Origin of the sequence: uncultured Campylobacter sp. (assembly GCF_938045405.1) — a bacterium.
Classification (GTDB): Bacteria; Campylobacterota; Campylobacteria; order Campylobacterales; family Campylobacteraceae; genus Campylobacter_B.
Map to the genome: position 1 here is coordinate 1 of NZ_CALIMW010000186.1, position 9,955 is coordinate 9,955.

Here is a 9,955-nt window from a genome sequence, read left to right on the forward strand (position 1 = left end):
CCTAAGCGGCGCATATTTGCGCACGCGTCCTTGTAGCCGTAATAGCACGAGATGCGGTATAGATCAATGGCGTTGAATTTATTTTGCTCCACGCCTTCACCTTTTTCAAACATAGCTGCGAGCTTCTGGCAAGCAGGGAAGTTTTGAGAGAGCGTGCATGCGGCGTTGTAGGCATTGGCGGCGGAAGCATAGTCGCGCTTGGAATACATAGAATCCGCAAAATTTAGACACATTGCGCCATTGCCGTTTTTGCACGCATCGCTTTGCACGACGCCGCCTTGTAGGTTCATCGCACGGATACCGTCTTGAACGTCGGCAAAGGAATATTTGCCGCTCTTTGGCGCATCGACTGCGCTCTTTGGTGCGTTGCTAACGCAGCCTGCCAAAAATACTCCAGCGGCGATCAAAGCTAGAATTTTTTTCATATTTTGCTCCTTAATTTTTTGAAATTTGGCGACCTAAAATGTAATAGGTCTCTTTGCCCGCGACTTTTTGTAGCTTGAGCTTAAATTTTTCCGACCAAGCGCTGATGATATCCTCAACAGCGGTCTTGCGCTCCTCATTCGTAGCGTCGTTTTTAATCTTAAAATACGGGTTTGAATTCGACATAGCCACGTGCGCACCGTAAATTTTAAGCTTATCGTTCAGCCCCACGATGCGATCAAGCTCATTATCCTCAAAATCGCATTTCGATAAAATTCCTCGCAGCTGCGCGACCGTCGCGTCGTTTACGCTATATCCTAGCGCTAGCAAAATTCCATCTTCACTCATTCTCATCCTTTCGAAAAAAATTTATCTGTTCGCTTGTGAAATCAAAACGCCTTCGATTATGCTTTTTATATCGCCGTCTAAAATAGCATCGGTTTGGCTATAAGCCTCGCCGCTGCGGTTGTCCTTAACCTGCTGATACGGGAAAAGTACGTAGGAGCGGATCTGATGCCCCCAGCCAATCTCGCTTTTAGGCACGTTCTCGTCCTTTTCGCGCTGCTTCATCAGCTCCAGCTCGTAAAGGCGCGACTTTAGCACCTTCATCGCCGTTTCTTTGTTTTTGTGCTGGCTTCTGTCGTTTTGGCAGTTTACTACGATGCCCGTTGGGATGTGCGTGATACGCACGGCGCTTTCGGTTTTATTGATATGCTGCCCGCCTGCGCCGCTTGCGCGAAAAACATCGACGCGGATATCCTTCTCTTCGATATTTATCTCTATATCGTCATTTAGCTCGGGGCTTACCATCACGCTTGAAAAGCTCGTATGTCTGCGCCCTGCGCTATCGAATGGGCTTACGCGCACCAGGCGATGGATACCGTTTTCGGCTTTCAGATATCCGTAGGCGTTCTCGCCGCGCACGATGAAGCTAACGTCCTTAAGACCCGCTTCCTCGCCCTCTTGAAAGTCCAAAACCTCGATCTTAAAGCCCTCTCGCTCGCAAAAGCGCAGATACATTCGGTATAGCATACTCGCCCAGTCGTTGCTCTCCGTACCGCCCGCGCCCGGATGAATGCTGACGATAGCGTTTTTATCGTCGTTTTCGCCGCTAAGCATCATGGAAATTTCTAAATTTATGATCTTATCCTCTAGCGCATCCGCTTCGGCAAAAAGCGAGTTTATCGTCTCTTCGTCGTTTTCCGAGTTTGCCAGCTCATATAAGCCCTTCGCGTCATCTACGGCATTTTTAGCGTTTAGAAATTTATTTAAGATATTTGAAATTTTAGTTTTTTCCTTGCCGATGGCGCCTGCTTTTGCGACGTCCTGCCAGAGATTTTGATCGTTTTCAAGCTCTTCAATCTCTTTTAGGCGCGCTTTGATGTTCTCCGGTTTTACGACGCCTGCAATATTTTCGACTTTAGTACTTAGGGTTTTTAAAAGTTCCGTGTATTCATAATTATCCAAAATTTAAGACCTTTTTTTATGCTTTTGGCGTGATTATAACATATTTTGGATTAAGGTTGTTTATAAAATTTTATTTAAGGCGGGCATTATGAAGCATTTATCTATTAGGGATATCAAAACCTGCTTGATATTGCCATGATTAATCAGTTTAAGCTCAGTCGAGAGATCAGGCAAGGGGTCGTTTAGTAGCAGTTTTAGCTTTGCTTCTTCTAGCTTCAACTTTTTGCAATCGGCTTTTTTGTCTTCAAGCATAGACACCACTAGTCTTAGCTTCTCTTTTGTCATTTCGCTTTGCACGAAAGCACCTTATATACGATAATAGAGCATAAAAAAGCTGCGATAGAGCAAGCAAAATACGCCCAAATTTCTCCGATAGTTTTTTCAAGAAGCGCGTGCAGCCCTAGCAAAAAGAAAACCAAGCCTATAATGCAAATCACGCCCGTAATTATATTTAATAAAACCGAATTGGCGCTCTTTAAAAAAGAGCGCCTGATGTCGCTAGCTTGAGCGTCTACGAGCTCTACTACCGAAACTATAAATTCAGATATGCCGGCCATTATTTTTTCAGCAACCAAGCGAGCAAAAATCCGACGCCAGCAGCGATCGCGATGCTTTTTATCGGATCTTGTTTTATCGTGTCATTTACGCTTTCTATGCCGTCTTTGCCTTTGAGCCTTAGATCATCTATATATTTTTTGATCTCATTGCTATTTAGCTGATCTAGAATTTTATCTTTAGCAGACTCCGCACGCTCTGCGCCTATGTTTTTGATGGACTTCATAATCTCTTTAAAATCCGCTTTTAAAGAGTCGATATCCTTTTTCAAAGAATCTAAATTTGTCTCTTGAGTAGCCATTTTCGCTCCTTTTGAAGTTTATTTTAGAGCTAAAGCTCGTGGTAGATTTTAGTACTTATTGATTAACGCTCGCTAAATAGACCGCCCTTTCGCGCTTAATTTATACCTTTAATATTTTTTGATATAATTGCCAACCTTAATATTTTATATTGAAAAGAGAGAACAATGCAGATCATTAGAAGTGTAGAGGAGCTAAAAAGCTTCAGGGCATCAGCAAGCGGCAGCGTGGGCTTCGTACCTACGATGGGAGCTTTGCACGCGGGGCATGCGAGTCTCATAAAAAGAGCACGGAACGAAAACGACATCGTAATCGTCTCCGCATTCCTCAATCCGGCGCAGTTTTTGCCCGGCGAGGATCTAAATAGCTACCCAAAAAACGAAGCGGGCGATATTAAAATTTGCGAAAGCCTCGATGTGAACGCGCTTCTTATCCCAAGCGCGGATGAAATTTACGGCACGGAGGAGCCAGCGATCATAGCACCTAAGCCGATAAGTGAAATTTTAGAAGGTAAAACGCGCCCCGGGCACTTCGACGGCGTACTTAAAGTGCTAAATAAGCTTTTTAATCTAACTCGTCCTAACAACGTTTATATGGGTAAAAAGGACACCCAGCAGCTTTTCATCGTGCAGAAGATGGTAAAGAGCTTTTTTATGCCTATAAGTATCATCCCTTGCGAGATCGTGCGCGAGAGCGACGGCTTGGCGCTTAGCTCGCGAAACGCCTATTTGGATGAGGAGGGAAAGCTTATGGCACTTAAGCTTTCGCGCTCCTTGCTAAATGCCAGCTCGCTTATTAAAAAAGGCGAGATCAGCCTAAATATCATCCGCGAAAAGATGCTTAGCGTGCTTGAGCCGCTGGCAGTCGATTATATAGCGTTCGTGGATTATAAATTTAATGAAATTTCGCAGATCAAGCAAGGCGATACGATAATCCTGCTTGCCGCAAAGGTCGGCACGACCCGCCTGATCGATAATATCTGGCTATAAAATGGCAAAACTCCATCTCGTCTCGCTGGGCTGTAATAAAAATTTAGTCGATAGCGAGATCATGCTTGGGCGCTTGCAAAACTACGAGCTCACAAATGAGCCTGCTAGTGCGGATGTGATGATCGTAAATACCTGCGGCTTCATAGCAAGCGCCAAGCAGGAGAGTATCCGCACGATTTTGAAGCTTAGCGAGCAGAAAAAAAGCGGCGCGCTGCTGGTCGTCACGGGCTGTCTGATGCAGCGCTACAAGGATGAGCTCATGCGCGAGCTGCCCGAGGTCGATATTTTCAGCGGCGTTGGCGACTACGATAAAATCGATGAGATGATTTTAAAAAAGCAGAATTTATTCAGCCCGCAAACCTATCTGCAAAGTCCCGCGTTTACCTCTTCGCGTGTGATAACGGGCTCAAACTACCACGCTTACGTTAAAATTTCAGAGGGCTGTAATCAAAAATGCTCTTTCTGCGCCATTCCGAGCTTCAAAGGCCGCCTAAAAAGCCGCAGCATCGAGGATATCGAAGCGGAGGTGCGCGGCTTGGTGGCGCGCGGATTTTACGATTTCAGCTTTATCGCGCAGGATTCCAGCAGCTTCGGTCGCGATCTAAGACGCAGTAACAAGGGCAGATCAAATTTTAAAGGCTCCGAAGGCGAGTTAAATTTTGCGGGCTTTCGCGACGGGCAGAATTCCGATGACTCAAACGGCGGCGCGGCAGATAAAATTTCCGCTCAAGGCAGGCTCACCCGCGGCAAGGGCTCTAGCGAGGAGAACGCGAGCGATGAAATAGCTGATGAGTGGGGCGCCGACCTAGTCGCGCTGATAAAACGCATCGAAAAAATAAAGGGCGTCAAGGTCGCGCGCGTGCTGTATCTCTACCCCACCAGCACCGACGAGCGACTCATCCGCACGATCGTGGACTCACCCGTTTTCGCAAATTACTTCGACATGCCGATTCAGCACATAAACGACAAAATGCTAAGCCTGATGAAGCGCGGCGCGAGCGCGGCGCGGATCAAAGAGCTTTTAAATTTAATGCGTGCAGCGCCTAATTCATTTCTGCGCACGGGCGTCATCGTAGGGCACCCGGGCGAAGGCGAAGCCGAATTTGACGAGCTTTGCGCGTTTTTGCAGGAGTTTAAATTTGATAGAATTTCAGCTTTTGCCTACAGCAAGGAGGAGGATACGGCGAGCTTTGCGATGCCGCAGATCCCCGCACGGACAATTAGTCGCCGTCTGAATAAAATCGAAAAAATCACGCGCGAAGCGATATATAATAGCATGCGTGCGCTCGTAGGCAAAAAGATGCCCCTAATAATCGAAGGCACCAGCAGCGAGAGCGAGTTTTTTTACGGCGCCAAGCCTCTTGCATGGGACAAGGACATCGACGGCGAAATTTTAATCAACGAAAGCTGCGTGCAAAATCTAAAAGTAGGCGGTCTATACGAGTGTGAAATTACGGAATTTGCGGGCGATAGACTACTCGCGCGAGTACTAAAAAGCTCGCAAGGACAATGAAAAACTCGCCAGAAATTCCAAGCAAAATTCTAGCCTTGCTACGAGCTAGCAAAAATCTGCTTGCTTTTTCGCACGGCGTTGATAGCACAGCGCTTTTTTACCTTCTGAACGAGGCGGGCGTGAAATTTGATCTTGCGATCGTGGATTATAACGTCCGCGCACAAAGCAAGGACGAAGTCGCCTCGGCGCGAGACTTGGCGCTTAAATTTAACAAACAAATCTACGCAAAAAGCGTGCGTCTGGGCGCGTTAAATTTCGAGCACGAAGCGCGCGCGGCCAGATACGAGTTTTTCGGCCAAATTTGCCGCGAACGGGGCTATGAAAATTTGATCTTGGCGCATCAGTTTGACGATAAATTCGAGTGGTTTTTGATGCAGCTTGGGCGCGGTGCGGGGCTTAGCGAGCTGCTGGGTATGCAGGAGCTCGAAGCTCGCGAGGACTACGTGATCGCTCGTCCGCTTCTAGGCGTGCGAAAGTGCGAGCTGGAGCAGTTTTTGCGTGAGCGAAACCTAAAATATTTCACCGACGAGACGAATTTGACGGACCGGTTTAAACGCGGCTTTATTCGCGCAAAATTTAGCGAGCCGTTTTTAAACGAATACTTTGGCGGCGTAAAAAAGAGCTTTGAGTTTTTGGCGACCGATTCGTTAAATTTGGCTCCCGAAATTTCTAATCCTGCACCTAAAATTTATCTTGTAAAACGCGGCACAAGCGAGCTTCGCGGCGTGGGTCTTACCTGCAAGAGGCTAGGGCTCGTGCTAAGCTCGGCGCAGCGAAACGAATGCGCGCGCTGCCTAGAAAACGGCGCAGGCTGCGTGCTAGGCGGCAAGGTAGCCGTGGGTGCGGGCGAAAATTTTATTCTCGTAACGCCATATATCAAAGCGGCGATGGACAAGAAATTTAAAGAAGCGTGCCGCACCTTAAAAATCCCGCCGATAAACCGCGGATTTTTATTTGCCATGGGAGCGGATCTTGCGCTATTTGAGGAGCTTTTATGAGCGTTTATTTTACCTCCGATCTACACTTCGGCCACGAGCTGGTGCTGAAAAAATACCCGAATTTTAGAAAAGGCGCGAACGTAGCCGAGATGGATGAAAATCTCATCGCCGCTTGGAATGCGCTTGTTACACCCGAGGATCTTGTCTATAATCTCGGCGACGTCTCCTTTCACAAGGATTTTGCGCACACTTGCGAGTTACTTCGCAGACTAAACGGGCGGCATTTTTTGGTGCTCGGTAACCACGATGGACGGATTGCTGCGATGAAAAATGAACTGCTAAGCGGACGCAAGGCGGACGGCAATTTTATGTTTGAGCAGATCGTGGGCTATGCCTTTGTGCGCCTATCGCATAAGAGAGCGGCTCTGTCTCACTACCCGATGATCGAGTGGGCAAACTGCCATTATGGCGCGCTGATGCTCTACGGTCACCTGCATGCAGATATCGCCGAGGTTTCGGGCAGAGCGCTAAACGTAGGTTTTGATCTGCACGGCAAAATTTTAAGCGAGGACGAGGTGTGGTCGTATCTGAAAGATATCCCGCCCAAGGCTCATCACGCAAGCGAGCTAGAGGGCATTAGCGATAGCGACGACGTGGAACAAAGGCGGATTCTGATAGAAAATTTTTTACGTAAAATTAATCTAGATTCGTAAAAAATATAATTTACGGCGCAAGACGGACCCTTTGCAGCAAATAAGTTTAAATTTAAAAGCGAGCCATTAAATACGGATTGATTTTACCTAGTCAAAATTTCATTATGTAACGCGAGATAAATTTAACAAAACGCAACCGCGAACGAGTAACCAAATCGTATCAAGCAAGCGTAATATTGCAAAGATAAAATTTTAAAATTCTGCCTAGGTGCAGAGCGAAAAAATTGATCTAGCGGGCTTCCAGCATTGCGATTTTGTTGATGTAATCGGCGAAATTTAGATTTATCAAATTTGTTTTGATGAAGATGCGCGTAAAAATCACATAACCGATCTCGTTGCTAAGTGTGCCGTCTGAGTAGATGAAAACGTTGGTGAGAAACTCGCTATTTTCGGATTTGTAGAAGGTCTCGATCTGAAAATTTAAAAGCTCGTAAAATAGCTCGTCAGTATCGCTCATCGCCGCCTGCATCTCCTCGTCGATACGCATTATATCGGCGTAGAGCACGCGCTCTTGGTTGGCGACGACGAAACATGCGCGGTTATTAAATTTAAGCGCAAACATCGCCATATTTTCAAAATCGCTTTGATTTTTTAGCAAGAAGTATAAAATTTTAAATAAACTGGCGTGCGAGCTAAATTCTATTCCAAAAGTCTCATCCGCCGCCTGTGCACTTGCGCGAGGAAATTCTACTATGAAGCTATCATCGACTTTTTGATAAATGCTATTTTCTTTAATCATATAATCCTCGTTAAAATGCACTCTTTGATTTTCGTCGTCTATCAGTACGCAAGAGATTAAATTTTTATCACTCAGATCCGCAAAGCCCGCCAGCGAGGTAGCCAGATCGTTTTCTTGCGCTATAGGAAAGCGATCGGATTTCTCATCCAAAATTCTTTTGCCAAAGCCCAATTTTCTATAAAAAAACTCGCATGCGCCGGCACTTTTAGCGACGCTGAGGAATGATTTTGCCTTAAATAGTGCCATTTTCTCTCCTAAAATCGCAATTATACCAAAAGACTATTATTTCAAACTAAAATTTAGCGTCCTGCTCGGCGCTTGCAAAAAGCAGTCGTCTAATCGCCTCTTTGCCCGCTTCAAGGCCAAGTCCTTTTAAATTTAGCGGTGCGCTGAGGCTGTAATTTATACGCGAAAAAGGCTTTGGCAAGACCATCTGGTCCCAGCTGCGAAATTTCCAAAAACTGCTTGCTTCGTAATTTAGCGCGTAGATATCTAAGCTTAGCCGCTGCGCAAGGATCACGGCGCCGTCGGCGACGCTGTGAAGTGGGCCGCGCGGACCGTCGGGAGTGATGATGACGTCGGTGCCGTTTTTTATCTCTTTAATCGCACCCATAAGTGCGCGTGCGCCACCCTTAAAGCTACTGCCGCGGATCGCACCGATGCCAAAATGCGAGATCACGCGCGTAATGATTTCACCGTCTTTGTGATCGCTGATGATGACTTTGGCGCGCCTCTTGCCGAAATCCCGTAGCCACCACCGCCTATAAGCAAAGCTCATCATCGCTAATCTTCCATGCCAAAACACGACGACGCAGGGCTTTTCGGGCAGCTTCGTGGGGGTAAATTTAACCCTGCACGTTAAAAAAATACACCAAATCAGAATAAAAATGAGATATTCGGCGACGCGGAAAAATAGCCGCTTTTTAAGCGATAACTTTTCCATAAAGCGCCATTCTGGCGGTCTTTTCGATACGTACTCTGCGCGTTTTGCCTAGCAGCTCCTCGCCGCCTTGCGCGCAGATTAAAAAATTTGAAAAGCTTCTACCGCACGCGGTGCCGTCCTCGCGCAGCTCCTCGAAATATACGTCGAAAATTTTATCTTTTTGCGCCCCTGCGATCTCGTCTAAAATTTTAGCGTGAGCGCTTTGCAGCCTGCTTAGCCTTTCGCTTGAAATTTCATCATCAAGCGGCTTTAAATTTGCTGCCGGCGTGAGCGGTCTCGGGCTAAATTTAAAGGAAAAAACCTGCTCGAATCTCACCGCTTCTAACACCTCCATCGTCTCGGCAAAATCCTCCTCGCTCTCGCTCGGATAGCCCACGATGATGTCGGTGCTGATCGCCACGCCCGGGCAGCTTTGGCGCAGTTTAAGCGCGCGGTCTAGATACCACTGCTTGGTATATCCGCGCTTCATATCGCGCAAAACCTTACTAGAGCCGCTTTGCAGCGGCATATGCATCGATTTGCAAATTTTAGGATTATTGCAAAAAACGTCCAAAAATTTATCGTCCATATGCAGCGGATGCGGGCTAGTAAAGCGGATGCGCTCGATGCCCTCTATATCGCTAAGCCGCATGAGCAAGTCGCTGAAGTCGATTTTTTCGTGCGCGCTAGAAAAGCGCTTGCCGTAATTGTTGACGTTTTGTCCGAGCAAAAATATCTCTTTAGCGCCGCGAGCGGCGGATCTTTCGGCTTCGCGTAAGATGATTTGAGCGGGGATTGAAATTTCATCGCCTCTAGTCTGCGGCACGATGCAGTAGGAGCACTTTTTGTCGCAGCCGATCATTATGTTTATGAAGGATTTATATGGCGAGCTCGCAAAATCGCCGAAGGCAAACTCGCTCTCGTCGTAGTTTATGTCCGTGCTGATAAATTTTGGCGTACGTACGGCTTGCGAAATTTTAGATACGTTTCTGGCGCCGAGTACGAAATCCACGAATGGTGCGCGCTTAAAAATTTCTCCGCCCAGATGGCTTGCGGTGCAGCCGCAAACGCCAATTTTAGAACCCTTTTTTCGCGCCTTATCAAAAGCGCCGATCTCGCTAAAGAGCTTATGCACGGGCTTTTCGCGCACGGAGCATGTGTTTATTAAGATTAGATCCGCAATATTTACGTCGTCGGTAATCTCGTAATCTTGCTCTTTTAGCTGCGCGATAATATGCTCGCTATCGCGCACGTTCATCGCGCAACCTAGGGTCTGGATGAAGAGGAGTTTGCTCAAAGGATATGCACCTCGTACATATACTCGTTTTCGTTCAGCCCGTATCGCACTATGCGCTGATACACGCTAAAACCTTTAGTGTCGAAAAAATCCACCAAAG

At 46.9% G+C, this 9,955-nt stretch carries 12 protein-coding genes and 1 pseudogene; 4 read left to right on the top strand and 9 right to left on the bottom strand.

Translation table 11 applies throughout. The features are described 5' to 3' along the window. The 5 genes and pseudogenes from Q0140_RS07055 to Q0140_RS07075 all read right to left on the bottom strand — a co-directional run. Positions 1–425 (bottom strand): annotated as a pseudogene (locus Q0140_RS07055) (hypothetical protein); the annotation flags it as partial. 10 nt (positions 426–435) lie between these two features. Then, the gene (locus tag Q0140_RS07060) at positions 436–771 is read right to left on the bottom strand and encodes a type II secretion system protein (RefSeq protein ID WP_297963280.1); all 336 of its coding nucleotides are present in this window, start codon (positions 769–771) and stop codon (positions 436–438) included. Between the two features lie 21 nt (positions 772–792). Then, positions 793–1,890, bottom strand: a complete 1,098-nt coding sequence (gene prfB, locus Q0140_RS07065) for a peptide chain release factor 2 (RefSeq protein WP_297963282.1) — start codon at positions 1,888–1,890, stop codon at positions 793–795. A gap of 60 nt (positions 1,891–1,950) precedes the next feature. After that, a complete protein-coding gene (locus tag Q0140_RS07070; protein ID WP_295153140.1) occupies positions 1,951–2,187 on the bottom strand; it encodes a hypothetical protein in 237 nt (78 codons plus the stop codon). 259 nt (positions 2,188–2,446) lie between these two features. Further along, positions 2,447–2,746 (bottom strand): DUF883 family protein, encoded by a 300-nt coding sequence (locus Q0140_RS07075; RefSeq protein ID WP_005870065.1) that lies wholly within the window; start codon positions 2,744–2,746, stop codon positions 2,447–2,449. A gap of 165 nt (positions 2,747–2,911) precedes the next feature. Between Q0140_RS07075 and panC the strand changes: the two genes are divergently transcribed. The 4 genes from panC to Q0140_RS07095 are packed head-to-tail and all read left to right on the top strand — an operon-like array spanning position 2,912 to position 6,897. Next, positions 2,912–3,733: a pantoate--beta-alanine ligase gene (panC, locus tag Q0140_RS07080; RefSeq protein WP_297963284.1), complete on the top strand. Its 822-nt coding sequence runs from the start codon at positions 2,912–2,914 to the stop codon at positions 3,731–3,733. A gap of 1 nt (position 3,734) precedes the next feature. Continuing rightward, a complete protein-coding gene (locus Q0140_RS07085; RefSeq protein ID WP_297963286.1) occupies positions 3,735–5,246 on the top strand; it encodes a MiaB/RimO family radical SAM methylthiotransferase in 1,512 nt (503 codons plus the stop codon). Beyond that, entirely contained in the window at positions 5,243–6,244 is a 1,002-nt protein-coding gene (tilS, locus tag Q0140_RS07090) for a tRNA lysidine(34) synthetase TilS (RefSeq protein ID WP_297963288.1), read from the top strand. Before Q0140_RS07085 ends, tilS begins: the two co-directional genes overlap by 4 nt. Continuing rightward, positions 6,241–6,897, top strand: a complete 657-nt coding sequence (locus Q0140_RS07095; RefSeq protein ID WP_297963290.1) for a metallophosphoesterase — start codon at positions 6,241–6,243, stop codon at positions 6,895–6,897. The genes tilS and Q0140_RS07095 overlap by 4 nt, the downstream gene beginning before the upstream one ends. Positions 6,898–7,126: 229 nt before the next feature. Here Q0140_RS07095 and Q0140_RS07100 read toward each other — a convergent pair whose 3' ends face one another. From Q0140_RS07100 to Q0140_RS07115, 4 genes are all read right to left on the bottom strand, one after another. Next, on the bottom strand, positions 7,127–7,882 hold the full coding sequence (locus Q0140_RS07100; RefSeq protein WP_297921645.1) for a hypothetical protein: 756 nt from the start codon (positions 7,880–7,882) through the stop codon (positions 7,127–7,129). A gap of 46 nt (positions 7,883–7,928) precedes the next feature. Continuing rightward, positions 7,929–8,579 (bottom strand): lysophospholipid acyltransferase family protein, encoded by a 651-nt coding sequence (locus Q0140_RS07105; RefSeq protein WP_297963292.1) that lies wholly within the window; start codon positions 8,577–8,579, stop codon positions 7,929–7,931. Next, positions 8,560–9,855 carry a tRNA (N6-isopentenyl adenosine(37)-C2)-methylthiotransferase MiaB gene (gene miaB, locus Q0140_RS07110; RefSeq protein WP_297963294.1) on the bottom strand — a complete coding sequence of 432 codons (1,296 nt, stop codon included), beginning with the start codon at positions 9,853–9,855 and terminating at the stop codon, positions 8,560–8,562. Before miaB ends, Q0140_RS07105 begins: the two co-directional genes overlap by 20 nt. Continuing rightward, the coding region (locus Q0140_RS07115) for an HP0268 family nuclease (RefSeq protein ID WP_297963296.1) at positions 9,852–9,955 on the bottom strand (104 nt) is incomplete at its 5' end. The genes Q0140_RS07115 and miaB, both read right to left, overlap by 4 nt.

Excerpts from the sequence above, each read along its gene's own strand:
- Q0140_RS07075 (WP_005870065.1), bottom strand. The coding sequence starts at position 2,746 with ATGGCTACTCAAGAGACAAATTTAGATTCTTTGAAAAAGGATATCGAC.
- tilS (WP_297963288.1), top strand. The coding sequence starts at position 5,243 with ATGAAAAACTCGCCAGAAATTCCAAGCAAAATTCTAGCCTTGCTACGA.
- Q0140_RS07060 (WP_297963280.1), bottom strand. The coding sequence starts at position 771 with ATGAGTGAAGATGGAATTTTGCTAGCGCTAGGATATAGCGTAAACGAC.
- Q0140_RS07105 (WP_297963292.1), bottom strand. The coding sequence starts at position 8,579 with ATGGAAAAGTTATCGCTTAAAAAGCGGCTATTTTTCCGCGTCGCCGAA.
- Q0140_RS07095 (WP_297963290.1), top strand. The coding sequence starts at position 6,241 with ATGAGCGTTTATTTTACCTCCGATCTACACTTCGGCCACGAGCTGGTG.
- Q0140_RS07100 (WP_297921645.1), bottom strand. The coding sequence starts at position 7,882 with ATGGCACTATTTAAGGCAAAATCATTCCTCAGCGTCGCTAAAAGTGCC.
- Q0140_RS07085 (WP_297963286.1), top strand. The coding sequence starts at position 3,735 with ATGGCAAAACTCCATCTCGTCTCGCTGGGCTGTAATAAAAATTTAGTC.
- panC (WP_297963284.1), top strand. The coding sequence starts at position 2,912 with ATGCAGATCATTAGAAGTGTAGAGGAGCTAAAAAGCTTCAGGGCATCA.